The organism is Peribacillus aracenensis (assembly GCF_025175645.1).
GTDB classification, from domain to species: domain Bacteria; phylum Bacillota; class Bacilli; order Bacillales; family DSM-1321; genus Peribacillus; species Peribacillus aracenensis.
In genome coordinates, this window is record NZ_JANZMJ010000001.1 from 383,892 (window position 1) to 410,763 (window position 26,872).

At 43.1% G+C, this 26,872-nt stretch carries 29 protein-coding genes; 28 read left to right on the forward strand and 1 reads right to left on the reverse strand.

Translation table 11 applies throughout. The features are described from left to right. Positions 1-3: 3 nt before the first annotated feature. From N0M92_RS01915 to spoVM, 6 genes are all read left to right on the forward strand, one after another. Positions 4-753, forward strand: a complete 750-nt coding sequence (locus N0M92_RS01915) for a Stp1/IreP family PP2C-type Ser/Thr phosphatase (RefSeq protein WP_260284223.1) — start codon at positions 4-6, stop codon at positions 751-753. Positions 754-758: 5 nt separating this feature from the next. Beyond that, positions 759-2,792, forward strand: a complete 2,034-nt coding sequence (gene pknB, locus N0M92_RS01920) for a Stk1 family PASTA domain-containing Ser/Thr kinase (protein ID WP_260284225.1) — start codon at positions 759-761, stop codon at positions 2,790-2,792. Positions 2,793-2,815: 23 nt separating this feature from the next. Continuing rightward, positions 2,816-3,697, forward strand: a complete 882-nt coding sequence (rsgA, locus tag N0M92_RS01925) for a ribosome small subunit-dependent GTPase A (RefSeq protein WP_141992197.1) — start codon at positions 2,816-2,818, stop codon at positions 3,695-3,697. 1 nt (position 3,698) lies between these two features. Beyond that, complete coding sequence (gene rpe, locus N0M92_RS01930) at positions 3,699-4,346, forward strand: ribulose-phosphate 3-epimerase (RefSeq protein ID WP_260284226.1); 648 nt, start codon at positions 3,699-3,701, stop codon at positions 4,344-4,346. A gap of 102 nt (positions 4,347-4,448) precedes the next feature. After that, positions 4,449-5,102 (forward strand): thiamine diphosphokinase, encoded by a 654-nt coding sequence (locus N0M92_RS01935; RefSeq protein WP_260284227.1) that lies wholly within the window; start codon positions 4,449-4,451, stop codon positions 5,100-5,102. A 122-nt stretch (positions 5,103-5,224) separates the two neighbouring features. Next, positions 5,225-5,305 carry a stage V sporulation protein SpoVM gene (gene spoVM / locus N0M92_RS01940; protein WP_034313769.1) on the forward strand — a complete coding sequence of 27 codons (81 nt, stop codon included), beginning with the start codon at positions 5,225-5,227 and terminating at the stop codon, positions 5,303-5,305. Between the two features lie 185 nt (positions 5,306-5,490). On the opposite strand, the gene rpmB is transcribed toward spoVM, so the two are convergent. Beyond that, entirely contained in the window at positions 5,491-5,679 is a 189-nt protein-coding gene (rpmB, locus tag N0M92_RS01945) for a 50S ribosomal protein L28 (protein ID WP_034313767.1), read from the reverse strand. A gap of 253 nt (positions 5,680-5,932) precedes the next feature. Between rpmB and N0M92_RS01950 the strand changes: the two genes are divergently transcribed. The 22 genes from N0M92_RS01950 to lepB all read left to right on the forward strand — a co-directional run bounded on the left by N0M92_RS01950 (position 5,933) and on the right by lepB (position 26,859). Continuing rightward, the gene (locus N0M92_RS01950; RefSeq protein ID WP_048684651.1) at positions 5,933-6,295 is read left to right on the forward strand and encodes an Asp23/Gls24 family envelope stress response protein; all 363 of its coding nucleotides are present in this window, start codon (positions 5,933-5,935) and stop codon (positions 6,293-6,295) included. Positions 6,296-6,314: 19 nt separating this feature from the next. Beyond that, entirely contained in the window at positions 6,315-7,985 is a 1,671-nt protein-coding gene (locus N0M92_RS01955) for a DAK2 domain-containing protein (protein ID WP_260284228.1), read from the forward strand. Positions 7,986-8,191: 206 nt separating this feature from the next. Further along, positions 8,192-8,854 (forward strand): L-serine ammonia-lyase, iron-sulfur-dependent subunit beta, encoded by a 663-nt coding sequence (gene sdaAB, locus N0M92_RS01960; RefSeq protein ID WP_192203998.1) that lies wholly within the window; start codon positions 8,192-8,194, stop codon positions 8,852-8,854. Positions 8,855-8,891: 37 nt separating this feature from the next. Beyond that, positions 8,892-9,776 (forward strand): L-serine ammonia-lyase, iron-sulfur-dependent, subunit alpha, encoded by an 885-nt coding sequence (gene sdaAA / locus N0M92_RS01965; RefSeq protein ID WP_141992193.1) that lies wholly within the window; start codon positions 8,892-8,894, stop codon positions 9,774-9,776. Next, the gene (recG, locus tag N0M92_RS01970) at positions 9,773-11,824 is read left to right on the forward strand and encodes an ATP-dependent DNA helicase RecG (RefSeq protein WP_260284229.1); all 2,052 of its coding nucleotides are present in this window, start codon (positions 9,773-9,775) and stop codon (positions 11,822-11,824) included. The genes sdaAA and recG overlap by 4 nt, the downstream gene beginning before the upstream one ends. Before the next feature lie 118 nt (positions 11,825-11,942). Then, positions 11,943-12,500 (forward strand): transcription factor FapR, encoded by a 558-nt coding sequence (fapR, locus tag N0M92_RS01975; protein WP_098371041.1) that lies wholly within the window; start codon positions 11,943-11,945, stop codon positions 12,498-12,500. 24 nt (positions 12,501-12,524) lie between these two features. After that, entirely contained in the window at positions 12,525-13,511 is a 987-nt protein-coding gene (gene plsX, locus N0M92_RS01980) for a phosphate acyltransferase PlsX (protein WP_260284230.1), read from the forward strand. A 27-nt stretch (positions 13,512-13,538) separates the two neighbouring features. Then, positions 13,539-14,486 (forward strand): ACP S-malonyltransferase, encoded by a 948-nt coding sequence (gene fabD, locus N0M92_RS01985; RefSeq protein WP_260284231.1) that lies wholly within the window; start codon positions 13,539-13,541, stop codon positions 14,484-14,486. Then, the gene (gene fabG / locus N0M92_RS01990) at positions 14,483-15,226 is read left to right on the forward strand and encodes a 3-oxoacyl-[acyl-carrier-protein] reductase (protein WP_260284232.1); all 744 of its coding nucleotides are present in this window, start codon (positions 14,483-14,485) and stop codon (positions 15,224-15,226) included. Before fabD ends, fabG begins: the two co-directional genes overlap by 4 nt. Positions 15,227-15,283: 57 nt before the next feature. After that, entirely contained in the window at positions 15,284-15,517 is a 234-nt protein-coding gene (locus tag N0M92_RS01995) for an acyl carrier protein (protein WP_034313729.1), read from the forward strand. A gap of 266 nt (positions 15,518-15,783) precedes the next feature. Beyond that, positions 15,784-16,524 carry a ribonuclease III gene (gene rnc / locus N0M92_RS02000; protein WP_192208199.1) on the forward strand — a complete coding sequence of 247 codons (741 nt, stop codon included), beginning with the start codon at positions 15,784-15,786 and terminating at the stop codon, positions 16,522-16,524. 24 nt (positions 16,525-16,548) lie between these two features. Next, positions 16,549-20,112 carry a chromosome segregation protein SMC gene (gene smc, locus N0M92_RS02005; RefSeq protein ID WP_260284233.1) on the forward strand — a complete coding sequence of 1,188 codons (3,564 nt, stop codon included), beginning with the start codon at positions 16,549-16,551 and terminating at the stop codon, positions 20,110-20,112. Positions 20,113-20,139: 27 nt separating this feature from the next. After that, the gene (gene ftsY, locus N0M92_RS02010) at positions 20,140-21,156 is read left to right on the forward strand and encodes a signal recognition particle-docking protein FtsY (RefSeq protein WP_260284234.1); all 1,017 of its coding nucleotides are present in this window, start codon (positions 20,140-20,142) and stop codon (positions 21,154-21,156) included. A 220-nt stretch (positions 21,157-21,376) separates the two neighbouring features. Then, positions 21,377-21,709: a putative DNA-binding protein gene (locus N0M92_RS02015; protein WP_192204006.1), complete on the forward strand. Its 333-nt coding sequence runs from the start codon at positions 21,377-21,379 to the stop codon at positions 21,707-21,709. An 11-nt stretch (positions 21,710-21,720) separates the two neighbouring features. Further along, positions 21,721-23,061 carry a signal recognition particle protein gene (gene ffh / locus N0M92_RS02020; protein ID WP_192204007.1) on the forward strand — a complete coding sequence of 447 codons (1,341 nt, stop codon included), beginning with the start codon at positions 21,721-21,723 and terminating at the stop codon, positions 23,059-23,061. Between the two features lie 153 nt (positions 23,062-23,214). Further along, the gene (rpsP, locus tag N0M92_RS02025) at positions 23,215-23,487 is read left to right on the forward strand and encodes a 30S ribosomal protein S16 (protein ID WP_034313715.1); all 273 of its coding nucleotides are present in this window, start codon (positions 23,215-23,217) and stop codon (positions 23,485-23,487) included. 13 nt (positions 23,488-23,500) lie between these two features. Continuing rightward, positions 23,501-23,731 (forward strand): KH domain-containing protein, encoded by a 231-nt coding sequence (locus N0M92_RS02030; RefSeq protein WP_048684915.1) that lies wholly within the window; start codon positions 23,501-23,503, stop codon positions 23,729-23,731. A gap of 221 nt (positions 23,732-23,952) precedes the next feature. Beyond that, the gene (locus N0M92_RS02035) at positions 23,953-24,339 is read left to right on the forward strand and encodes a YlqD family protein (protein ID WP_034313711.1); all 387 of its coding nucleotides are present in this window, start codon (positions 23,953-23,955) and stop codon (positions 24,337-24,339) included. 10 nt (positions 24,340-24,349) lie between these two features. Beyond that, positions 24,350-24,868, forward strand: a complete 519-nt coding sequence (rimM, locus tag N0M92_RS02040; protein WP_214750782.1) for a ribosome maturation factor RimM — start codon at positions 24,350-24,352, stop codon at positions 24,866-24,868. After that, positions 24,868-25,602: a tRNA (guanosine(37)-N1)-methyltransferase TrmD gene (trmD, locus tag N0M92_RS02045; protein WP_192204009.1), complete on the forward strand. Its 735-nt coding sequence runs from the start codon at positions 24,868-24,870 to the stop codon at positions 25,600-25,602. The genes rimM and trmD overlap by 1 nt, the downstream gene beginning before the upstream one ends. Positions 25,603-25,732: 130 nt before the next feature. Continuing rightward, positions 25,733-26,080, forward strand: a complete 348-nt coding sequence (rplS, locus tag N0M92_RS02050; RefSeq protein ID WP_034313702.1) for a 50S ribosomal protein L19 — start codon at positions 25,733-25,735, stop codon at positions 26,078-26,080. Between the two features lie 218 nt (positions 26,081-26,298). Next, a complete protein-coding gene (gene lepB, locus N0M92_RS02055; RefSeq protein WP_260284235.1) occupies positions 26,299-26,859 on the forward strand; it encodes a signal peptidase I in 561 nt (186 codons plus the stop codon). Positions 26,860-26,872: the final 13 nt, after the last annotated feature.

Here is a 26,872-nt window from a genome sequence, read left to right on the forward strand (position 1 = left end):
CCTATGAGGGCAATATTTAAGACAGACCGTGGAAAAGTCCGCCAGCATAATGAAGATAATGGCGGAATCTTTAAGAACTCGGAAGGCGTTCGCCTTGCCATCGTTGCAGATGGCATGGGCGGCCACCGTGCCGGGGATGTAGCCAGTGCAATGACGATAGACCTTCTGAAAAAGGGCTGGGAAGCATCTACAGGTATCGAAACGGCAAATGATGCCGAGGATTGGCTGAAGCAGCAAATCGTCTTGGTCAATCAGTTGCTTTTTGAACATGCTGAAGCGAATACGGAATGTAAGGGCATGGGGACCACCATTGTCGCAGCCATTTGCACCGACAAGTTTGCTACCATTGCCAACATCGGGGACAGCCGATGTTATTTGTATAATGAGAGCGGCTTTAAGCAGGTCACGGAAGATCATTCACTTGTTAATGAATTGGTCCGTTCCGGGCAGATTTCAAAGGAAGATGCCGAAAACCACCCACGGAAAAATGTTTTATTACGAGCCCTGGGGACAGAAATGCAAGTGGAAATGGACGTTATGACTGTCATTTTCGAAGAAAATGATTTACTATTGCTTTGTTCTGATGGATTGACGAACAAAGTGAGTGAACAGGAACTGGAAGAAACCATAACCAATGGACAGTCACTTGAAGAAAAGGCGATTTCATTAATAGATAAGGCCAATCACTACGGTGGGGAAGATAATATCACCCTTGTGCTTGTTCAATTTACTGAAGAAAGTGAAAGCAGGTGAATTGAATGTTGATTGGTAGAAGAATCAACGGCCGTTATAAACTGATCGAGATGGTCGGTGGCGGCGGTATGGCAAATGTTTACCTTGCAAGGGATATGATCTTGGATAGGGACGTTGCATTGAAAATCCTTCGCATGGATTTTAATAATGACGAAGAGTTCATCAAGCGCTTCAATCGGGAAGCCCAATCGGCAACCAGTTTGGCCCATCCCAATATCGTAAGTATTTATGATGTTGGTGAAGAAGATTCAATCTATTATATTGTAATGGAATATGTGGACGGTTTTACATTAAAGCAATACATACAAAAATATTATCCAATTCCAGTTGATGAAGCCCTGGATATCATGAAGCAAATCACGGCAGCGATTTCCCATGCCCATCATAATGGGATCATCCATCGTGACATCAAGCCACAGAACATTTTGATTGATAAAGAAGGAACCGTCAAGATTACGGACTTCGGCATTGCATTGGCACTAAGTGCAACAAACATAACGCAGACCAACGCAGTCTTGGGCTCGGTTCATTACTTATCCCCGGAACAGGCCAGAGGCGGTATGGCCAATAAGAAATCGGACATTTATTCACTGGGTATCGTCATGTTTGAATTGTTGACGGGGAGATTGCCTTTTTCGGGTGAATCAGCCGTTTCGATAGCACTTAAACACTTACAATCGGAAACTCCTTCGCCAAAACGCTGGAACTCTGAAATACCTCAGAGTGTAGAAAATATTATCCTGAAAGCGACAGCCAAAGATTCATATTACCGCTATGATAGCGTGGACTCAATGGAAGATGACATGCGGACTTCTCTTAATCCTGAGCGTTCAAATGAACTGCCTTTTGCCATTCCTGAAGATCATGATGCAACAAAAGCCATTCCCGTCATAACGGATGATCAGATTTCAAGCGTCGATGAGACAATCATAAGGGGTCCGGAAAAAAATACATTGGTCTATGCGGACGATGAAGAAAGTGAATCAGAAGCAGAGAGTAAATCGAAAAAGAAACCGAAAAAACAAAAGAAACAGAAAAAACAAAAAATCAAGTCGGAACATAAAGGTAAAAAACGAAAGAACATCCCTGCGATCTTGGTGACCACCTTTTTAGTTCTCGCACTGCTTGCTGTTTTATCTGTCACTGTTTTACCTCCCCTCCTTGTTTCGAAGGAAGTGACGATCCCGGACCTCAAAGGGGAAGAATTGGATGATGCCATTACTGAATTGCTTGAATTGGATTTGAAAATTGGAGAAACGATCGATATTGAAGATGAAGAGGTTGAAGCTGGTCTTGTAATCAAAACCAACCCTAAAGAAGGGAAGACTGTCAAGGAAGGTGCAGTGATCGATATTTATCAAAGCATTGGTAAAGAGACGATTTCATTGTCCAATTATGAAGGTCGAGATTATTCTGATGTTAAATCCCTGCTTGAAAAAATGGGATTCAAAAACATAAGCGTGACCGAAAAATATGATGACAGTGCTGCCGGCACGATCATAGAACAATCGCCTTCGGGTGCCACTGAGGTCGTACCATCCGAAACGGAGCTTGAGCTAACGGTCAGCAAAGGGGCAGATCTGCTGAGCTTGAAGAACTTAACAGGGTTCAATGAAGCAGGCCTTAATGATTATTCCAATGAGAGTGGAATAAAGATCGATGTCGAAGAAGAAATCTATGATGATTCCGTAGCAGAGGGGCTTGTCATTTCCCAGTCACCCGAACCTGCTACGAAGGTGGAAAAGGGCAGTACTGTGAAAGTGGTCATTTCAAAAGGGAAAGAAGAGATTCCTCCCAAGAGTGTAACGGAGGAAATCAAAATCGAGTATGATCCGGTTGAGCCAGGCAAAACGCAAAAAATACAAATTTTCATCGAGGATATCAACAATAGCATGACGGAGCCTCAAGAAACGTTCTTTATCTTGGATGATGCCAAAAGAACGATCGAATTAATGGTTTCCCCGGATAAGAAAGCAGGATATAAAGTCATGCGGGACAATCAGGTCATCATTGACGAATCCGTCTCATATCCAGAATAAATTTAATAATTAGGAGTGTGGTTATGCCCGAGGGAAAAATTATCAAAGCATTAAGTGGATTTTATTATGTCCTTGATGGTGAAGAGGTGTATCAATGCCGCGGACGGGGCGTGTTCAGGAAGAATAAGGTGACGCCGCTTGTGGGTGATTATGTGGTTTTTGAAGCGGAAAATAAAACGGACGGGACCGTGACCGAAATAAAACCACGAAAGAATGAATTGATTCGTCCGCAAATCTCGAATGTAGACCAGGCAATCCTTGTCTTTTCAGCAGTAGAGCCTGATTTCAGTCCGGCTTTGCTTGATCGATTCCTCGTACTGATTGAAGATAACGAAATCGAACCCATTATCGTCGTGACGAAACTTGACTTGGTTACGGCTGAAAACCAAAAGAAATTGTCTCAGTATATCAAGGACTATCAGAAACTTGGCTATACTGTACTGGAAACATCTTCAGTTACTGCTGGAGGAATTGAAGGACTAGTGCCGTATTTAGAAGGAAAAACCAGTGTATTTGCCGGTCAGTCAGGCGTTGGGAAATCGTCTTTACTGAATGCAATCAATCCTGACTTGGCTTTAAAGACGGATGATATTTCATCACATCTGGGACGTGGGAAGCATACCACCCGCCACGTTGAATTGATTCATATTGGCTCTGGACTTGTCGCAGATACTCCTGGGTTCAGTTCCCTTGAATTCATGGAAATGGAAGCTGAACGGTTATCTTATTGCTTCCCGGAAATGCATAAGTATGGGGAAGACTGTAAATTCCGTGCCTGCCTGCACGATAAAGAACCGAAGTGTGCAGTGAAAGAAGCGGTTGATGCCGGGGAAATTCCACGCTATCGATATGAGCATTATATGCAATTCTTAGAAGAAATCAGAGATAGAAAGCCGAGGTATTAAAATGGTTAAAATCGCACCATCCATTTTATCAGCTGACTTTGCAAAATTGGGAGAAGAAATTCTTGATGTCGAAAGGGGCGGAGCGGATTTAATCCATGTGGATGTCATGGATGGGCATTTCGTGCCGAATATAACGATAGGCTCACTAATTGTTGATGCTATCCGCCCGGTGACAAAACTTCCGCTTGATGTTCATTTAATGATCGAACAACCTGATCGTTATATCGAGGCCTTTGCGAAAGCGGGGGCCGATTATATAACTGTACATGTAGAGGCATGCACTCATTTGCATCGGACGATACAATTGATTAAATCTTTTGGTGTAAAGGCAGGCGTGGTGCTTAATCCAGCCACTCCGGCTTCCATGATCCAACCTATAATCGAAGATATTGACATGGTATTGTTGATGACGGTCAATCCGGGTTTTGGCGGGCAAAAGTTCATTAAATCCATTCTGCCGAAAATTGCCGAAGTGAAGGCGATGGCAGAAATGTATAATCAAAACCTCGAAATAGAGATTGATGGCGGAGTGAATGAAGAAACGGCTAAACTATGTATTGAACAAGGGGCGACAGTCCTGGTGGCCGGCTCGGCAATATATAATCAAGAAGATCGACACGCAGCGATTCAAAAGATCCGGGGAAAGTGATATAAGCCGACACTATCATATTCGTATGATGGTGGTCGGCTTTTTTTATCAATTAAACAAAGGCACCTTGGATATGATTAGATATAGAAAAGGATGATTTCAATGATTATTAGTATAATGGCTGGAGGTCCGGAATGTTTTTGGCCGGATCTGGAATGGTATGAGGAGAAGACTGATCTTTGGGTTGGGGTTGATAGGGGAGTATGGTCCTTGCTTGAAAAAGGTATCGAACCTAAGTACGGCTTTGGGGATTTTGATTCAGTTTCGGAAGGCGAATACAAGAAGATTGAGCAAAGGCTGGAACAAATCAATCTATATTCTTCGGAAAAGGATGAAACGGATTTAGAGATCGCATTTAATTGGGCAATAGCGCAAAAGCCAAGTGAAATTCATATCCTGGGCGCTACAGGGGGAAGAATGGACCATTTTCTTGGAAATATCCAGCTGCTGCAAAAAGAAAGTGTCCTCCCTTATCATGGCGATATAGAAATATACATAGTCGATCGGCAAAATATATTCACAGTAAAGACAGCGGGTTCATATGAGGTCACTGCTTTGAAAGATAAGAAATACTTGTCATTGCTTCCTGTAACGGCGGAAGTCACCGGCATTACACTTTCGGGCTTTAAATACCCACTGAATGATGCAAGTGTGGAAATAGGTTCGACGCTTTGCATCAGCAATGAACTAATTTCCGAATCTGGGAATGTTTCATTTGGGAAAGGCATATTAATGGTGATAAGAAGCAGTGATTAAAATTCATGCTTTGAGCAGATTCGGATATAATTACGATCATCCTATATCCGCTTAAAAGCTTATGTTGTAATAGAAAAATTCCACTTCATCTTTAATTGTGGGATGCAAAGAGGAGGGGCATGATGAAATTTTATACGATTAAATTGCCAAAAGTTCTGGGCAGTTTGGTAAGGGCTATGCTCGGAGCGTTTAAAAAAGGCTGATACTTATCTCCATGACACCTCTCAAATACAGGGAGGTGTTATTTTTGGTAAAAAGGGGCGGCCATCCATTAATGGGTGAAGGCTTTCTTCCTTGATGCAGACCAGCCTTGATCACCGAATTGAAACCATCCCCATTAATATCGGCCATTACAAGTAAAAAGGCATCCTAAGAGGATGCCGTAACATTATACGCGTTCTACTTTGCCCGATTTAAGAGCTCTTGCAGAAACGTATACACGTTTAGGTTTACCGTCAACTAAAATACGTACTTTTTGAAGGTTAGCGCCCCATGTACGCTTGCTAGCGTTCATTGCGTGAGAGCGGCTGTTACCAGAACGAGTTCTTCTTCCAGTGATTACACATTTACGTGCCATGTTAAATTCCCTCCTAACTACAACAAGCTTAAGTTTTTCGCAGTCGTCTTAAGTCTTTGTAAAATACTTTAATAATTTATCATACCTACCGTTAGAATGCAATACTTCAGTTAATTACTTTCAAGAAAAAAACCTTGACATACATCCTTCAAAATTGAATTATATATACTACCGTATGACATTTACTTTTAAAACCATAGACATTATAGTAAAATGTCTTTAGTTGATTTGATTTTTTGGGAGGGAAAAGAAAATGTCTATCGAATTACAAACGAAGTATGGACAAATTGACATCTCTAATGATGTTATCGCTACTGTAGCAGGCGGAGCAGCCGTGGATTGCTACGGAATTATAGGAATGGCTTCCAAAAAACAATTTAAAGACGGCATTGCCGAAATTTTAAGAAAAGAAAACTTTACTAAGGGTGTAATAGTCCGTCAAGAAGAGGAAGAAGTTCATATCGATATGTATATTATCGTAAGTTATGGAACGAAAATCTCGGAAGTTGCACATAATGTGCAATCAAAGGTAAAGTATACTCTGGACAAAACTGTAGGATTAGCTGTTGATTCGGTCAACATTTTTGTACAGGGAGTTCGTGTAACGAACCCTTAAATATTAGGAGGAAAGTTTTGTGTCAATTACAAGTTTAAACGGAAAGCGCTTTGCAGAAATGATCATTCAAGGTGCCAACCATTTAGCGGCTAATGCCCAAATGGTTGATGCGTTGAATGTTTTCCCTGTTCCAGATGGAGATACAGGAACGAATATGAATTTATCGATGACTTCGGGAGCGAAGGAAGTGCAAAATAACGTCCAGGAACACATCGGGAAAGTAGGTACGTCCCTTTCAAGAGGTCTGCTAATGGGCGCACGTGGCAATTCAGGAGTAATTCTATCGCAACTGTTCCGCGGTTTTGCTAAAGCGATTGAAAATAAATCGGAAATCAATAGTGAAGAGTTTGCCCAAGCTTTTGAAGCAGGGGTACAGACAGCTTATAAAGCAGTAATGAAACCTGTTGAAGGAACCATCTTAACGGTTGCAAAAGATGCGGCCAAGCAAGCGGTTTCATCAGCAGCAATGCACCCAGACCTTATTCAAGTAATGGAAGAAATCGTTACGGAGGCCAATGCATCATTAAAACGCACACCTGATCTTCTTCCAGTCTTAAAAGAAGTCGGAGTCGTTGATAGCGGTGGGCAAGGGTTGGTGTTCGTTTATGAAGGCTTCCTTGCTGAGCTGAAAGGTGAAGCCCTACCAGTCCGATCTTCAAATGGTCCAAGCATGGACGACATGATCAGTGCCGAACATCACATGAATGTACAAGGGCATATGAATACGGAAGATATCGTGTATGGCTACTGTACGGAATTCATGGTCCGATTGGAAAGTGAAAAACTTGCCAATAAACCATTTGATGAAGAAAAATTCAGAAATGATTTAAGTGAATACGGAGATTCTTTATTGGTCATCTCAGATGATGAAGTCGTCAAAGTACATATTCACTCTGAACAGCCTGGCACGTGCCTGAATTATGGACAGCAATTTGGCAGTTTAATTAAAATGAAAATCGATAATATGCGTGAACAGCATACTGCGATTGTCGGTGAGACGAATACACCGCTTCAAACTAAACCGTCCACCAAAGAGAAGTACGCTATAGTGTCAGTGGCGATGGGTGCTGGCATCAGCGAATTATTCAAAAGCATCGGAGCTAAGTCCATCATCGAAGGCGGACAAACGATGAATCCTAGCACGGAAGATATCGTTAAGGCTGTCGAAGAGGCATATGCAGATCATGTCATCATCTTGCCTAATAATAAAAATATCATCATGGCGGCCAATCAGGCTGCAGATGTGCTTGGGGATCATGTGACTGTCATTCCAACGAAAACAGTGCCGCAGGGAATGGCTGCATTGTTGGCGTTCAACCCTTCACTTGATGCTGTAGCGAATAAAGAAGCGATGATCGAAGCCTTTTCGCATGTGAAAACGGGACAGATCACTTATGCTGTCCGGGATACAAACATTGACGGTCTAGCAATCGAGACCGGGGACTTCATGGGAATTGCTGAAGGCACCATCAAAGTGAAGGATAAAGACATGGCTCAGGCGGCAAAAGATCTTCTAACAGATATGATTGACGAAGATTCGGAAATCCTTACCATTTTATATGGAGAAGATGCCACTGCTGAAGATGTCGAAAGTCTTGTTGCGTTTTGTAATGAGAATTTTGAAGACGTTGAAGTTGAAGTCCATAATGGGAAACAACCATTATATTCTTTTATTTTTTCAATTGAATAAGTAGAGGATCAGGAAGATATGGGAAACTTATTCGTCATGATTTTGGTAGGATCCTGAAAAAAATAAAAGGCAATAAACTGCATATGTCATTAGGCTATGCAGTTTTATTTTTTTGAAAAGAAGGATTACGGACAGCGTGATTGTAATTACAATATATCAGGCTTTATTATTTAACTACTCCAAGTGTGAAGAAGGAGGAGCAAATCATGAAATTTAGAAGTGTATTCGATATAATTGGTCCTGTTATGATCGGTCCCTCTAGTTCCCATACAGCAGGAGCTGCAAGGATCGGTAGGGTTGCCAGGAGTTTATTCGACCGGGAACCGAAATGGGCCCATATTTCTTTTTACGGATCATTTGCCAAAACCTATAAAGGCCATGGAACGGATGTAGCCATTGTAGGAGGCTTACTTGATTTTGATACATTTGATGAGAGAATCAAAGAATCGCTGGAACTAGCCCGCAAAAAGAAAATGAAAATTACTTTTCGGGAAGAAGAAGCAGTACCGGAACATCCCAATACGGCAAAAGTAACCGTTGGTGATGATGATGGTGAACTGGAACTTGTCGGAATATCGATTGGCGGAGGAAAGATCGAAATCGTCGAACTGAATGGATTTAAATTGAGGCTCTCCGGGCACAATCCTGCCATACTCGTCGTTCATGATGATCGATATGGTGCCATTGCCAATGTTTCAAACATATTAGCCAAGCATCAAATCAATATTGGCCAGATGGAAGTCTCCCGAAAAGAGAAAGGGAAGATGGCCTTGATGACGATTGAAGTGGACCATAACCTGGAGGATCAAGTCATCGCTGAAATTACGGCACTCCCCAACATCACTCAAGTAGCAAGGATTGTGGATTGACAGGGCAATCGTTTCCACTTAGGAAGGAGAATGAATCATGTTTCGAAATGTAGCGGAATTAGTAGAATTAGCTGAATCAAAGCAGAAAAGAATTTCAACGCTGATGATAGAGCAGGAAATGGAAGTAACGGGAAAAAGCCGTGAAGAAATCATCCGCCAGATGGGAGTCAACCTGGATGTAATGGAACAGGCAGTTGAAAAAGGACTTCAAGGTGTACGGTCCGTTTCCGGCCTGACGGGTGGGGATGCAGTTCTTCTTCAGAATTACATTAAATCCGGAAACTCCTTATCCGGTGAGCTGCTGTTGGATGCGGTAAGCAAAGCCGTGGCAACAAACGAAGTGAACGCAGCCATGGGAACGATTTGCGCGACACCGACTGCCGGATCTGCTGGTGTTGTGCCTGGAACGCTTTTTGCTTTGCAAAATAAATTAAAACCGACTCGGGAACAAAAAATCGAGTTCCTTTTTACAGCAGGGGCTTTTGGTTTTGTTGTAGCGAATAATGCTTCGATCTCTGGAGCCGCAGGGGGCTGTCAGGCGGAGGTCGGTTCTGCCTCGGGCATGGCAGCGGCAGCCATCGTTGAAATGGCAGGAGGGACACCAGCACAAAGTGCAGAGGCGATGGCAATCACATTGAAGAATATGCTTGGTCTTGTATGTGACCCTGTTGCTGGGCTTGTGGAAGTGCCTTGTGTGAAGCGGAATGCCATGGGTGCAGCCAATGCAATGGTTGCCGCAGATATGGCGTTAGCGGGGATCACAAGCCGGATACCGTGTGATGAAGTAATTGATGCGATGTATAAAATCGGGCAAACGATGCCATCGGCACTTAGGGAAACTGCACAAGGAGGTTTAGCGGCTACACCGACTGGGCGGGAGTTGGAAGCGAAAATCTTTGGCTTGCCGCTGAATAAGAAGTGAAAGCAATTTTACAGGAACCCATAACAGCAGTAAAAGGAATTGGGGCCGAAACGGCGGCAGCATTGGGGGAAATGGGGATCCATACCGTCGCGGATCTCCTTGAGCATCTCCCATATCGCTATGAAGATTACCGGTTGAGGGATTTGGAAACGGTCGAGCACGATGAGCGGGTTACCGTGGAGGGCAAGGTTCATACGGTGCCCACTTTAGGATACTTCGGAAAGAAAAAATCCAGGCTTACGATTAAAGTATTGACTGGGAGATATTTAATAAATGTCATTTTTTTTAACCAGCCATACCTGAAGCCAAAGCTTGCTATAGGTGAAACCGTAACGGTTACAGGGAAGTGGGATCGTCATCGCCAAACCATTACAGGGTCGGAATGCCACGTTGGTGATCGCAGCAGGGAGAAAGAATTCGAACCGGTGTACTCAGTGAAAGGCAGCATTACTGTCAAGGGTCTCCGCCGCTTTATCTCCAATGCATTTTCTGAATATGGGGCAATGATAGAAGAGAATCTCCCCCCGCAATTACTGGCGGCATACAAACTGATGCCTCGTAACGATGCTCTTCGTACCATGCATTTCCCTCTATCGGCCAATGAGGTGAAAAAGGCTCGACGCCGTTTTGTGTATGAAGAGTTTTTATTGTTTCAACTTAAAATGCAGGCACTTCGTAAAGTACAGAGGGAGCAGTCAAAAGGGATAGGGCAGGAGTTTGATATGAAGCAGCTGGAAGCCTTCATTGGAACTCTCCCTTTTCCTTTGACGAACGCTCAAAATAGGGTCGTCGAGGAAATAATGAACGACATGAAATCACCTTACCGGATGAATCGTCTACTTCAAGGGGATGTCGGGTCTGGAAAAACGGTGGTTGCCGCCATATGCCTGAAGGCGACGATTACAGCAGGTTTCCAAGGTGCACTTATGGTCCCGACGGAAATCTTGGCTGAGCAGCATGCACAATCCCTGAAGGCAATGTTGGAACCGAGTGGAGTAAAGGTTGCATTGTTGACAAGTTCGGTAAAAGGCAAAAAACGCAAGGAACTATTGCAAATGCTGGAATCCGGGGAGTTAGATCTTTTGATAGGAACTCATGCGTTGATACAGGATGAAGTGAATTTTCAAAACCTAGGTCTAGTCATAACGGATGAACAGCATCGTTTCGGAGTGGAACAGCGCCGCATCCTCCGTGAAAAAGGTACGAATCCAGATGTCCTTTTCATGACGGCTACACCGATTCCGCGAACGCTTGCAATTACAGTGTTCGGGGAAATGGACGTCTCCACGATCGATGAAATGCCTGCCGGGCGAAAAGCGATAGAAACCTATTGGGCGAAACACCAGATGCTTGATCGGATCTTAGCCTTTGTCGAAAAGGAGCTAAAGAAAGGGAGACAGGCATACGTCATCTGTCCATTGATTGAAGAGTCGGAGAAACTCGATTCATTACAGAATGTTCTCGATGTTCATGCAATGCTGACACAATACTTTGCGAACAGGTACAAAGTGGGTCTTATGCATGGAAGGCTGCCCGCGGATGAAAAAGACGAAGTGATGCAGCAGTTTAGTGCCAATGAAGCACAAATCCTTGTTTCCACGACGGTTGTCGAGGTTGGGGTGAATGTTCCAAATGCAACGGTAATGGTCATTTATGATGCGGAGCGCTTTGGGCTTTCACAGTTGCATCAGTTACGCGGAAGGGTCGGACGGGGGAGTGATCAGTCCTTCTGCATACTGCTGGCTGATCCGAAAACGGAAGTCGGGAAAGAACGGATGAAAATCATGACCGAGACAAACGATGGATTTGCCCTTTCCGAAAAAGATTTGGAACTTCGTGGCCCCGGGGACTTCTTCGGTAAAAAACAGAGCGGCCTTCCCGAGTTCAAGGTAGCAGACATGGTCCATGATTACAGGACCCTGGAAGTGGCAAGGATGGATGCATCAAAATTGATTGCCTCCCAAAGCTTTTGGCATTCCCCGGAGTATGCTCCGCTTCGGAACTATCTAGAGGGGACGGGTGTATTCACGGGCGAAAAGCTGGACTGAACTGAATGAAAAACCAATAGCAGATTGTGAGATTTCACGCAATATCTTGCAATCTGTTTTTAAAATATATATACTACTATTAGTACCTAGTCATAATACTACGGATGGTGACCTTCAAATGCGAAGAAATAAGAAGGAACGCCAGCAATTATTAATCGAAACGATTAAACAGAATCCTTTTGTAACGGATGAGGAGCTGGCTGAAAAATATTCGGTGAGCGTCCAGACCATTAGGCTTGACCGTCTTGAATTATCGATACCGGAACTGCGTGAGCGTATTAAAAGCGTGGCCGAGAAAAAATTCAGTGACGAGATCAGGGCATTGCCTCTGGATGAAATCATCGGGGAAGTAATTGACCTTAATTTAGATGATAATGCAATTTCGATTTTGGATATAAATAAAGAGCATGTCTTTAAGCGGAATGGAATTGCAAGGGGGCATCACCTTTTTGCCCAAGCGAATTCATTGGCTGTAGCAGTCATAAATGATGAACTGGCATTGACTGCAAAAGCATCCATTTTATTTACTCGTTCTGTAAAGGAAAATGAAAGAGTGGTAGCTAAAGCGAGGGTTAAAAGCGTGGATCACACCAACGATCGTTCCGTGGTGGAAGTCAGAAGCTACGTGGGTAATGAACTGGTTTTTAAAGGCGAGTTCGAAATGTATCGCTCTTAACTTTCTAGTAAAGGATGAAAGAAAATGAAGATTACGATAGATGCCATGGGTGGCGATAATGCTCCCGAGGCGCAGGTTTTGGGGGCGATGAAAGCTGTCGAGAATTTTTCCGATGTGGAAATCACCTTGATAGGCAATCAAGCTGAAATAAACCAATACTTAGCGAAACATGACCGTATAAGGGTTATACATACTGATGAAAAAATACTGAGTACCGACGAACCGGTTCGTGCGGTCCGGCGCAAGAAAAGCGCCTCGATGGTGTTGGCTGCACAGCACGTGGCTGACGGAGAAGCAGATGCATGCATTTCCTCAGGCAATACCGGGGCGCTAATGGCTGCGGGCTTGTTTGTGGTCGGAAGGATAGAAGGAATTGAACGTCCGGCATTGGCTCCCACCCTTCCGACAATCGATGGTAAAGGTTTTGTGCTACTGGATGTAGGTGCGAACTCCGATGCGAAACCGGAGCATCTCCTTCAATTCGCCATAATGGGGTCTGTTTATGCCCAAAAAGTGCGGGGAATCGAAAAGCCCCGTGTCGGATTACTTAATATTGGCACAGAAGAAAAAAAGGGGAATGATCTGACAAAGCATGCCTTTACATTACTGCAGCAATCACCGGAGATATCCTTTATAGGTAACGTAGAGGCAAGGGACCTCCTGAACGGGCCGGCAGATGTTGTCGTTACGGACGGCTTCACGGGAAATATGGTATTAAAGACGCTTGAAGGTACTGCTATGGGCGTATTCAAAATGGTGAAAACGGCCTTGATGAGCAATCTAAAGAGTAAGTTGGCCGCAGCAATGGTAAAACCTGAACTAAAAGGCATTAAAAATAAAATGGATTATTCGGAGTATGGCGGTGCGGGCCTATTCGGTTTGAAGGCCCCTGTCATTAAGGCTCATGGTTCTTCAGATGCGAATGCGGTCTATAATGCAATACGCCAGACTCGCAATATGGTTGGAAATGACGTCATATCGACAATTGCGGAGACGATAGAAAAACAATAATAAATCATAGAGGCAGGGGAGTAACAGATGGGTAAAATTGCTTTTGTCTTTCCAGGACAAGGTTCACAATCAATAGGAATGGGGCATGGCTTATTTCAGGAAAACGAGCGTGCTCAGAAAATTTTTCGAACAGCTGATGAAAAACTTGATTTTCCACTTTCCGAATTGATCTTTAATGGCACACAACAAGAATTAACGGTGACTTATAATGCACAGCCTGCTTTATTGACCACTAGTTATGCTTTCGTCAAGGAGTTGGAAGAAGCGGGAATCAAACCCGATTATACAGCCGGGCACAGTTTAGGTGAATATTCGGCATTAGTGGCATCTGGTGCAATTTCTTTTGAGGATGCTGTATATACAGTGCGTAAGCGTGGTGAATTCATGGAAGCTGCGGTACCGAATGGTCAAGGCTCAATGGCTGCGATTTTGGGAATGGACCGGGAAGCCCTATCTGAAGTCACTTCTGAAATTACGGCCACAGGGGAATCCGTTCAATTGGCCAATATTAACTGTCCAGGGCAAATCGTCATTTCAGGCACCTCGGAAGGGGTTAAACTTGCGAGTGCAAAAGCCAAGGAAAATGGCGCTAAACGGGCTCTTCCTCTTGAGGTTAGCGGACCGTTCCATTCGGAATTGATGAAACCGGCAGCAGATAAATTACAGGGTGTCCTCGATGAAGTAAGCATCAAACAGGCAGAAATTCCTGTTATTTCAAACGTAACGGCTAAGCCCATTACAGCGCCTGCCGAAATAAAAGAAAAATTAATCGAACAACTGTATTCACCGGTCCTTTGGGAGGACAGTGTGAAAAATCTACTTGAATTGGGCGTGGATACGTTCATCGAGGTGGGCCCTGGGAAAGTATTGGGCGGATTGATAAAGAAAATTGATCGTTCCGTTCAAATTCATTCGGTATCCGATTTAGATACTCTAACTAAAACAATTGAAACATTGAAGGGGGTACAATCATGATCCTCGAAGGAAAAAAGGCACTTGTAACGGGAGCCTCACGAGGTATAGGCAAGGAAGTTGCATTGGAACTTGCCCGTCAGGGAGCAGATGTTGCCATCAACTATTCTGGCAGTGAAGCTAAAGCGAATGAAGTGGTTGAAGAAATCAAGGCATTGGGGCGTAATGCATTCGCCATACAATGCGATGTTGCAAATAGTGAATCGGTGACAAGTATGATCAAAGAGGTCGTCGAACAGTTTGGCAGAGTGGATATCCTGGTCAATAATGCTGGCATCACACGTGATAACCTATTGATGCGTATGAAAGAAGATGAATGGGATTCAGTGATCAATACGAATCTTAAAGGCGTGTTCCTATGCACCAAAGCGGTTACAAGGCAAATGATGAAACAGCGTAGCGGCAGGATCATCAATATGGCATCGATCGTCGGCGTCAGCGGAAATGCAGGGCAGGCTAATTATGTAGCGGCTAAAGCTGGTGTGATCGGTCTGACTAAAACCACGGCAAAGGAACTTGCTTCAAGAGGCATTACGGTCAATGCTATTGCCCCAGGTTTCATCTCAACGGATATGACGGGTGAATTGCCTGAAGACGTCCAAAAAGCCATGCTGGACCAAATTCCGCTTGCGCGGTTCGGTGACCCCAAAGATATTGCTGCAGTGGCGTCTTTCCTCGCTTCTGATGCCAGCAAATATATGACTGGGCAAACTCTTCATGTAGATGGCGGCATGGTCATGTAAGTTTTCTTTGATTTTTTTCGAAATTAATTTATAATGTTTTGAGGGGAGGTGAACACATTGGCAGATGTATTAGAAAGAGTAACTAAAATCGTTGTGGATCGTTTGAACGTAGAAGAATCAGAGGTAAAACTTGAAGCTTCTTTCAAAGAAGATCTTGGTGCCGATTCCCTTGATGTAGTTGAACTAGTCATGGAATTCGAAGACGAGTTTGATATGGAAATTTCGGACGATGACGCTGAAAAAATCGCCACAGTAGGTGATGCTGTGAATTACATACAAAGCACTATGTAATGAATTGTCATTTGACTAAAAGCTCCGTTTTTTAACGGGGCTTTCTCTTATTGCTTAAAGAAGTTTGTTGCATCGGCAGATAAGGAAATGAGCATGTACACGGTAAGTTCCGCCTGCATGGCAGGGGCCTTTTGCCATTAGTTTTCTTTAAGGGGATAATAATGTATGATGGTACATAGGAAAGCTTGACAGGAATTCCTGCCAGGTTTCTTTTTATATATATTGGAAAAATATGCTTTTTGAACCGTTGTGGAGGGTTTTGTGTGATGCGTAGGAACGGAAACAATCGTAAACCATCAATCAAGGATAATAATTTTAAACAGTTGCAAGAAAATCTGGGTTTTCATTTTAAAGATGAAAATCTATTAAAACAAGCTTTTACGCATTCATCTTATGTGAATGAGCATCGCCGTAAGCCTTATGAAGATAATGAAAGGCTTGAATTCTTAGGGGACGCTGTACTTGAATTGACCATCTCTAAATACTTATATCAAAAATATCCGATGATGAGCGAAGGTGAACTTACCAAACTAAGGGCAGCCATTGTTTGTGAGCCTTCACTAGTTGCTTTTGCCAACAGCCTTTCTTACGGGGAATATGTATTACTCGGAAAAGGTGAAGAAATGACAGGTGGAAGAGAACGTCCTGCCATGCTTGCGGATGTATTCGAAGCCTACATTGGTGCTTTGTACCTTGATCAAGGATTAGAGCCGGTTGTGCAGTTTTTGACGAATGTCGTGTTTCCGAAGATAGACGAGGGTGCTTTTTCTCATGTGATGGATTATAAGAGCCAGCTTCAGGAGCTGATCCAGCGGGATGCCATCGGTGTCCTGCAATATAAAATTTTGCAGGAAAAAGGACCGGCTCATAATCGGGAGTTTGTTTCGACCGTCTCCCTTAATGGGGAAGAGCTGGGCACTGGAATAGGAAAGTCCAAAAAAGAAGCGGAGCAGCATGCTGCCGAGCATGCATTGATCGTTTTAAAAGATAAAAAATCAACAAGATAGTTGAACAGTAGAGGGGGAAAGGTCATGTTCCTCAAACGTTTGGACGTTGTAGGATTTAAATCTTTCGCAGAGAAAATTTCGATTGATTTTGTACCTGGTGTCACGGCAGTGGTTGGACCAAACGGAAGCGGTAAAAGTAATGTGACCGATGCAGTCCGTTGGGTACTTGGAGAGCAGTCTGCGAAATCACTGCGTGGAGCAAAAATGGAAGATATCATCTTTTCGGGAAGTGACACGAGGAAAGCGTTGAATTTTGCGGAAGTATCATTGACCCTTGATAACGAGACCAATTCCCTACCGATCGACTTTCATGAAGTCAGTGTGACAAGACGTGTATATCGATCGGGAGAAAGTGAATTTTTCATTAATAATCAAGGTTGCCGTCTGAAAGACATCATAGACCTTTTCATGGATTCTGGTCTTGGGCGAGAAGCCTTTTCCATCATCAGCCAAGGGAAAGTGGAAGAAATCCTAAGCAGTAAGGCTGAAGAAAGACGAGTGATCTTTGAAGAGGCAGCCGGTGTCCTTAAGTATAAAACTAGAAAACGAAAAGCGGAATCGAAGCTGACGGAAACACAGGATAACTTAAACCGTGTCCATGATATCCTCCATGAATTGGAGGGACAGGTGGAGCCGTTAAAAATTCAGTCTTCCCTCGCCAAGGAATTTTTGGCGAAGAAAGAAGAGCTTGAGCAAATAGAAGTGGCTTTAACCGTTTTTGAAATAGAAGAGCTTTATGAGAAATGGAAACAACTTTCTCAAGAACTTGAAAAACATAATGAAATGGAACAGCAAATGGCAGGACAGCTTCATGACAGGGAAGTGCATCTCAAAAAACTAAGGGATAGTCTTGCTGCGCTTGAGACATCGATCAATGGACTTCAGGAAATTCTCCTGAATGCCAGCGAAGAACTTGAAAAGCTTGAAGGCCGTAAAGAGGTTTTGAAAGAACGGAAAAAAAATGCTGCCCAAAACAAGTCACAGCTAGAAAAAGCGATTGTGGAAGGTGAGGCTGCCGTCGAGCGGTTGTCTTTGCAAAAGGAAAGAGAAACGGAAATCCTGAATGCACTGAACATGGAAGTGAAAGGGATTTCTGAAACCTTACATGAAAAACAAAAAAGCCTAGGCCTATTCAATAGTGATATTGAAGCGATGATCGAAGCGAAAAAGAGTGACTATATCGAGTGGTTGAACAAGCAGGCTTCGGCTAAAAACGAAAAACAATACCTGCTCCAGCAATTAACGCAGCAGGAACATAAAAATGCTAAACTGGATATGGAAAATGAAAAGTTCTTAACCGAAAGAATGGAAATTGCTGCTAAAAAAATGGAATATTCACAGCTGATGGAAAATATGACCAAGCAGCTTGAAGAGCATGTCACTTATTTCCGAAATCAGCAGAATAAATTGAATGCTGCAAAAGATACGTATCAAAAACAAGAAACCACCCTTTATAAGGCCTATCAATTCCTTCAACAGGCAAAATCTCGTAAGGAACTTCTTGAAGAAATGGAAGATGATTATGCAGGCTTTTTTCAAGGGGTAAAAGAGGTTTTGAAAGCGAAAGAAACCCTTCGAGGCATTGAAGGGGCAGTTGCGGAATTGATAAAGGTTCCAAAGGAATATGAAACGGCTATCGAAACGGCTTTGGGCGGAGCGATGCAGCATGTTGTCGTGGAACGCGAAGAGCATGCACGGGAAGCCATTTCCTTCTTGAAGAAAAATAGGTATGGGCGTGCGACGTTCTTGCCATTATCAGTCATAAAGGCAAGAGAGATATCAGCTAACCAACTATCGATGCTGAAGAGTCATCCAGCTTTTGTGGGGACGGGTTCCTCATTGATCCAATATGATGATAGGCATGCAGCGATTGCTGAAAACCTATTAGGAACCGTGATGATCACCACCGATTTAAAAGGTGCAAATGACCTGGCCAAAATGATGCAGCACCGTTTCCGCTTCGTAACACTTGAAGGAGATATCGTCAATCCAGGCGGTTCAATGACTGGTGGGGCCTTAAAGCAAAAAACGACCTCCCTGCTTTCAAGGAAAACGGAATTGGAGGAGCTCCATCAAAAACTTGCTGCAATGGAAGCTAAAACAAATCAGCTAGAAAAGCAAGTCAAACAGCTCAAAGTGGATCTGGGTGTTCAAGAGCAAACGCTTGAACAAACCAGAAAAACAGGAGAGAGACTTCGATTACAAGAACAAACCCTTAAGGGCGAACTCCGTGAAGTGGAGCTGCAGGAAAGAAATGTGAATGAACGGCTGCATCTTTATGATTTGGATAAAAATTCATATTTGGAAGAACAGCAGCAAAAAACTGCAAGACTTGAAGAGCTGGAAGAACTTTTGGGATCGTGTAAAACTGAGATTGAAGGGCTGGACCGGTTGATTTCAGAAATGACCGAACAAAAGCAATCTCAACAATCCTCAAAAGAGAGCCTTGCTGAAGAAACGAATGAACTGAGGGTAATGCTTGCCTCTAAGCGCGGCCAGCTGCAAAACCAAAAAGAGAAGATGGAACGCATTGAATCGGATCTTTCAAAGGAATCAAGCAGGCTTGCAGAAAACAAAGATGATTTAGGGCTTCTGACCAATGAAATGACAGACAGTTCAAGCGGGGAAGAGTCCCTGGAAGATATGGCTCAGCAGAAATTGCTCGATAAAAATGGTGCAATTGAAGAAATCGCCATGAAAAAACAGGAAAAAGACGAGCTTCTAACGCAAGTTGAAACTCTTGAATTGTCCTTGAAAGAGGAAAATAGGCTTTATAGAGGCATTGTCGAAGTGATAAAGGATGAAGAAGTGAAATTAACTCGTCTGGATGTCGAACTGGAAAATCGCCTCGCCCACTTGAGAGAAGAATATACCCTTTCCTTTGAGGGTGCTAAAGAACAGTATCCATTGATGATGCCTGCAGAAGAAGCTCAAAAAAGTGTGAAGCTGATCAAGCTTGCAATCGAGGAACTGGGGACGGTGAATCTAGGTGCAATTGATGAATACGCACGAGTAGCTGAACGCTATGAATTCCTTCTTAGTCAAAAGGAAGACCTTCAACAGGCGAAAGATACATTATTCCAAGTCATCGATGAAATGGATGATGAAATGAAGCGGCGCTTTGCGGATACCTTCTATTCAATCCGTGAAGAGTTCGAACAAGTCTTCAAAGCCTTATTCGGCGGAGGAAGAGCGGAGCTGAAGCTGACAAATCCGGATGATTTACTAAATACAGGAGTAGATATCATTGCACAGCCTCCTGGGAAAAAACTGCAAAATTTGAGCCTCTTATCCGGGGGAGAACGAGCATTGACAGCCATAGCCCTTTTATTCTCCATTCTAAAAGTGCGTCCTGTGCCTTTCTGTATCCTTGATGAGGTCGAGGCAGCGCTTGATGAGGCGAATGTCGTCCGGTTCAGTCAATTTTTAAGGAAGTTCAGCAGGGAAACGCAGTTCATCGTGATCACTCACCGCAAAGGCACGATGGAAGAGGCGGATGTCCTATATGGCATTACGATGCAGGAGTCAGGTGTCTCCAAACTTGTTTCCGTCCGGATGGAAGAATCAGAAAACTTTATTGAAGTTTAAAATTCATGAATTAGAGGAAGTGGGACAATGAGTTTTTTCAAAAAGCTAAAAGAGAAATTTACGACCCAGGAAGAGAAAGAAAAATCAGTTGAAGCAGAAATATCCATAGGGGAAAAATTCAAACAAGGTTTGACAAAGACGAGGAATTCCTTTACGGGAAGGGTTAATGAACTTGTTGCCCGTTACCGGAAAGTGGATGAGGACTTTTTTGAAGAACTTGAAGAAATCCTGATACAGGCTGATGTAGGCTTTGATACTGTGATGGAACTGATTGATCAATTAAAAATGGAAGTCAAGCTTCGCAATATCTCTGATACGAGGGAAGTGCAGTCCGTTATTTCCGAAAAGCTTGTTGAAATCTACCAAGGTGATGGTGAAGCGACTTCAAGCCTGAATATACAAGAAGAAGGTTTGACGGTCATTTTGTTTGTAGGGGTTAATGGGGTAGGTAAAACGACGACCATTGGTAAACTTGCCCATAAATTCAAAACAGAAGGTAAATCTGTCGTATTGGCTGCCGGTGATACCTTCCGTGCCGGTGCGATCGAACAGCTTGAGGTTTGGGGAGAGCGTGTCGGTGTCAGTGTAATCAAACAGGGTGAAGGCTCTGACCCTGCAGCGGTCATGTTCGACGCCATTCAGGCCGCTAAGGCACGAAAAGCGGATATACTGATCTGCGACACGGCCGGCCGCTTACAGAATAAAGTGAATTTAATGAAGGAATTGGAAAAGGTGAAACGTGTAATCGAACGTGAAGTACCAGGTGCACCACATGAGGTGTTGCTTGCCCTTGATGCTACAACTGGGCAAAATGCCCTTATTCAGGCCAAGACATTCAAGGAAGCGACCAATGTTTCCGGTATTGTTTTAACAAAGCTTGATGGCACTGCAAAAGGTGGGATTGTTTTGGCAATTCGCAATGAATTGGCCATTCCCGTTAAATTTGTCGGGCTAGGTGAAAAAATGGATGATTTACAGGAATTCGATGCTGAGAAATATGTTTACGGCCTTTTTGCTGATATCATCGATAAAGAAGAGGTTTAGAAAAAATGCAAGCCGGAAGAGATAATTCTCTTCTGGTTTTTTGTTCACAGTGGTTATTTGGAGGAACAATTGCAGAAAGGTCCAAAAAAGAGGATGAAAAAAGAAAAAAATAAAGCTTTGCAAACATGTGGTAAGGAGTTTAACTTGACATCAAATAAACAAGGCTTTACAATATAAACTTGTAAAGGGTTTTCACTTAACAGCAGGGAGGCTTGCTAAGATGCTTGAAAAGACAACGCGGATTAATTATTTGTATGACTTTTACCAATCGTTGTTAACAGAGAAGCAGCAGAGCTACATGTCCCTCTACTATCTGGATGATTACTCTCTTGGCGAGATTGCCGAAGAATACGAAGTCAGTAGGCAGGCAGTCTATGATAATATAAAAAGAACGGAAGCGATGCTTGAGGAATATGAAGCAAAGCTTTTGTTATTTCAAAAATTTCAAGAGCGTAACCAGTGGATTGCGAATATGAAGGGACTCATAGAAAAGGATTCCTTTTCAAAAGAGGAGCTGCTTGAAGCAATCACAACGCTTGAGAAGTTGGATTAGGAGGCGGCAATATGGCATTTGAAGGATTGGCCGACCGACTGCAGAGCACGATGCAAAAAATCCGCGGAAAAGGGAAGGTCAACGAAGCGGACGTAAAAGAAATGATGCGTGAAGTTCGATTGGCCCTGCTTGAAGCGGATGTTAACTTTAAAGTCGTGAAGGATTTTGTAAAACGTGTCAGTGAACGTTCGGTAGGTCAGGAAGTGCTGAAAAGCTTAACCCCCGGTCAACAGGTAATTAAAGTAGTTAAGGAAGAATTGACGGAGCTGATGGGCGGCGAACAAAGCAAGATTGCCGTTGCCTCGAAACCACCGACTGTCATTATGATGGTAGGGCTTCAGGGTGCTGGTAAAACGACGACCACCGGAAAGCTTGCCAATCTTCTTAGAAAAAAATACAACCGCAAGCCATTGCTCGTTGCGGCTGATATTTACCGTCCGGCGGCGATTAAGCAGCTTGAAACACTTGGCAAACAATTAAGCATGCCTGTTTTCTCCCTTGGGGACCAGGTCAGCCCTGTTGAAATTGCCAAACAGGCAATTGAAAAAGCAAAGGAAGAACATCATGATTATGTGTTGATTGATACCGCAGGCCGCCTACATGTTGATGAAAACTTGATGGGTGAACTGAAGGATATCAAAGAGTTGACAAAACCTGATGAAATCTTCCTGGTTGTCGATGCGATGACAGGTCAGGATGCGGTCAATGTAGCCCAAAGCTTCAATGAACAGCTAGGCCTGACAGGAGTCGTCTTAACGAAACTTGATGGGGATACACGTGGCGGTGCGGCGCTTTCCATTCGTTCAGTCACCGACACGCCGATTAAATTCGTCGGTATGGGGGAAAAGTTGGATGCACTTGAAGCTTTCCATCCAGAACGGATGGCGTCAAGGATTCTCGGCATGGGTGATGTATTGACCCTTATCGAAAAAGCACAGGCCAATGTAGATGAAGAAAAAGCGAAAGAATTAGAGAAAAAGATGCGTACAGCCACTTTTACCTTTGATGATTTCCTTGATCAGCTTGGTCAGGTGCGGAATATGGGACCGCTTGATGATATTCTGAAAATGATTCCCGGTGCGAATAAAATGAAAGGGATGGACAACCTTCAAATCGATGAGAAACAGATCGGTCATGTGGAAGCTATCATCCGTTCAATGACTACGCATGAGAAGGAACATCCGGAATCCATGAATGCATCCCGCAAGAAACGGATTGCCAAGGGAAGCGGCAGATCGATTCAAGAAGTGAACCGTCTACTGAAACAATTCGAAGAAATGAAAAAGATGATGAAACAGGTTACGAACATGCAAAAAGGAAAGAAAAAGGGATTCAAATTCCCGTTCATGTAAGGTTTATTACAGGTCGAAACTGAAGTGAAATACGGGTCGAAACCATGTATTTCAACACTTTTTTTACCTGTTAAGAAAAAAACCTTTACAAACATGCAAGACATTTGATATTATACTATCTTGTGTGAAACTATTCGGAGGTGCTTATTTAAAATGGCAGTAAAAATTCGCTTAAAACGTATGGGAGCTAAAAAATCTCCTTTCTATCGTATTGTAGTTGCAGATTCCCGTTCACCACGTGACGGACGTTACATTGAAGTAGTAGGAACTTATAACCCGGTGACTCAACCAGCTAAAGTTGAAATCAACGAAGAGCTTGCTCTTAAATGGTTACAAGATGGAGCTAAACCATCTGATACAGTTCGTAACTTATTCTCTACACAAGGCATCATGGAAAAATTCCATGTTGCAAAAAACAGCAAGTAATCGACGGTAGTTGATGAAAGCACTGATTGAAACGATTGTTTCAGCACTTGTGGATTATCCGGAAGAGGTCATCGTGACCTCCAAGGAAGAATCCGACCGTATTGTTTATATCCTCTCCGTTCATAAAGAGGACATGGGCAAGGTGATCGGTAAACAAGGGCGTGTTGCTAAGGCGATTCGGACTGTGGTATATGCAGCAGGATCTTCACAGCAGAAGAAAATCTATTTGGAGATTTCCGAATAAGGAGGGTTAATACCCCTCCTTTTTTTGTACTTCAAGAAAGTGAAATTCCGACTTGGATCCTAATTGAATGGACCAGGACTTTAAACTTTACGCCTTTTAAAGACGCATCTTTTACCGATTTACGTTATACTTAAGAGAATGACCCCCATTTCAAAAAGATTACCCCATCATACATATTTTTTGAAGGAAATAAGAAATCATAGATAATAGGAGGTGCTGGAATGAAAATTCTCCAAAATGTAATCGTTAACCAAGTATTAACGGAATCCAGCAAGAATCAGCTCCTCGAGAAATACAAGTCAAAACGCCTTCAGCTTCAAAAAGAGAGTGAACAGCTTCGCTTTGAACTGAAAAAACTTGAAAAAACAAGAACTCTCCAACCTGCTAGTCTCCGTGCTCATTTTGAAAAAGAAATAAACCAGAGGCAAGAAAAAATTAAACTGCTTGAATTTCAAATGGAGCAGTTGGAGATCCTTCCCGCAGGAAGTGAATTGAAGGAACGGGAAGTTCAAAGTATCATTGATGTGGAAATTGGGGCAGATTGGGACGAAATTATGGCAACGAAGACCATTGTCATTAAAGATGGAATCGTCTCGGAAATTCGTTAGAGGTGAAAGAATGGAAAAATGGTTTAATGTAGGTAAAATTGTCAACACACATGGTCTTTTAGGAGAAGTCCGTGTTATTTCTTCAACAGACTTTCCAGAAAAACGGTACAAAGTGGGAAATACTCTGTATTTGTTTAGGGACACGGAGAAAAAACCTTTGCCGCTTGTCATCAGGTCGCATCGCACCCATAAAAACTTTAACCTGTTGACGTTCGAGAATTATTATAACGTCGGGCAGGTCGAGGCTTTTAAAAACGGGGTCCTGAAAGTCAAGGAAGCACAGCTTGGCAAATTGGACGAAGGTGAGTTCTACTTCCATGAAATCATCGGCTGTTCGGTATTTACGGATGAAGGCATGGAAGTTGGGGAAATCATTGAGGTTCTTACGCCTGGTGCCAATGATGTTTGGGTCATTAAGAAAGCTGGCAGTAAGGACATCCTGATCCCGTATATTGAACAAATTGTAAAAGAAGTGGATATTTCCGCTAAAAAGGTCATCATTACACCGATGGAAGGACTTTTGGACTGATGAAAATCGATGTGCTTTCGCTTTTTCCAGAAATGTTCGAAGGGGTATTTGGTTCGTCAATTTTAAAAAAGGCCGCGGAAAAGCAGGCTGTCAGCTATAAGGTGACCAATTTTCGAGATTATGCAGATAATAAACATTCGACGGTAGACGATTATCCGTATGGCGGCGGTGCCGGAATGGTATTGAAGGCACAGCCGATCTTTGATGCTGTGGAAGCTCTAAAAGGGCAAGGTGAGCTAACCCCAAGGGTAGTCCTGCTTTGTCCCCAGGGAGAGCGTTACACGCAGAAAAAAGCCGAAGAGCTTGCCGGAGAGGAACATCTCATTTTCATTTGCGGGCATTATGAAGGATATGATGAGCGCATCCGGGAGCATGTCGTCACTGATGAAATATCGATTGGAGACTTTGTGCTTACAGGCGGGGAATTGGGTGCGATGGTCATTATTGACAGTGTTGTGCGCTTGCTGCCTGGCGTTCTGGGAAATGTTGACTCCCCGATTCTTGATTCCTATTCTTCTGGTTTGTTAGAGCATCCCCATTATACTAGACCTGCAGATTTCCGGGGGATGAAGGTTCCCGATCCGTTAATATCCGGGAATCATAAAAAAATCGATGAATGGCGGATGAAGGAATCTCTGCGCAGAACTTGGATTCGACGTCCGGATTTGCTCGATAGTTATGAACTATCGGAAGTTGAAAAAAAATTATTATCCGAGATTAAAAAAGAAGACTGATGTCTATTGCATCGACGTTTAGAGTATGATAGGATATAACTTGTGACTTGGGCAAAATGCTCAGTCTTATAACGATGTTCCGCTGCAAACAATATGTATTTGCAAGAGCGTCCAGGAGGAGTTGAAATCGATGCAAAATCTTATTAACGAAATCACAAAAGAACAACTTCGCTCAGATCTTCCATCATTCAGACCTGGTGACACAGTACGTGTACACGTAAAGGTTATTGAAGGAACTCGCGAACGTATCCAGTTGTTTGAAGGCGTTGTAATCAAACGTCGTGGCGGCGGAGTTAGTGAAACTTTCACAGTACGTAAGATTTCTTACGGCGTTGGAGTAGAACGTGCTTTCCCTGTTCACACACCAAAAATTGCGAAACTAGAAGTTATCCGTCACGGTAAAGTACGTCGTGCGAAACTTTATTACCTACGCGAACTTCGTGGTAAAAAAGCACGTATTAAAGAAATTCGTCGTTAATCCTTCGAATATCTTCATGCGGGTTTACCATGATCCACATAAGGTGAATAACCAAACAGTATCATGCAAAAAAAGGGAGCTTGTTTATCAGGCTCCCTTTTTGCACTTTAAGAAACGATGAATACACATACGGTGAAAACTATAGAGAATCCTGCTCGCTATAGCGTCCGCAACATGTTAAAATAATTGTTGATATGCTTCAAAAAGGGTGGGTAAGGATGGCGAAAAAGAAAAATGAATTGTGGGAATGGACGAAGGCGGTCATAATCGCAGTTATAGCGGCGACGCTGATTCGTTATTTCCTCCTGGCACCTATTGTTGTGGACGGTAATTCCATGATGCCGACATTAAAGGATACGGACCGCATGATCGTTAATAAAATCTCCTATTCGATCGGCGAACCGAAAAGATTCGACATTATCGTTTTCGAAGCTCCAGAAGGCAAAGATTACATAAAGCGGGTCATCGGATTGCCAGGGGAAAAAGTGGAATATAGAGATGATACTCTATACGTGAATGGAAAAGCATATGATGAGCCATACTTGGATGAATATAAAGAACAATTGATTGATGGCGGGGATTTGACGGAATCTTTTACATTAAGTGATGTCATAGAACAAGGAACGGTACCTGAAGACACCCTTTTTGTCCTAGGGGATAATCGCCGTTTTAGTAAGGATAGTCGCCATATTGGCGTAGGTGTCGTTCCTTACGATAAAGTGTTAGGAAAAACTAAATTAGTTTATTGGCCGATTGAAGACTTTCGATTGGCGGAATAGTAGGAAGGTGGAT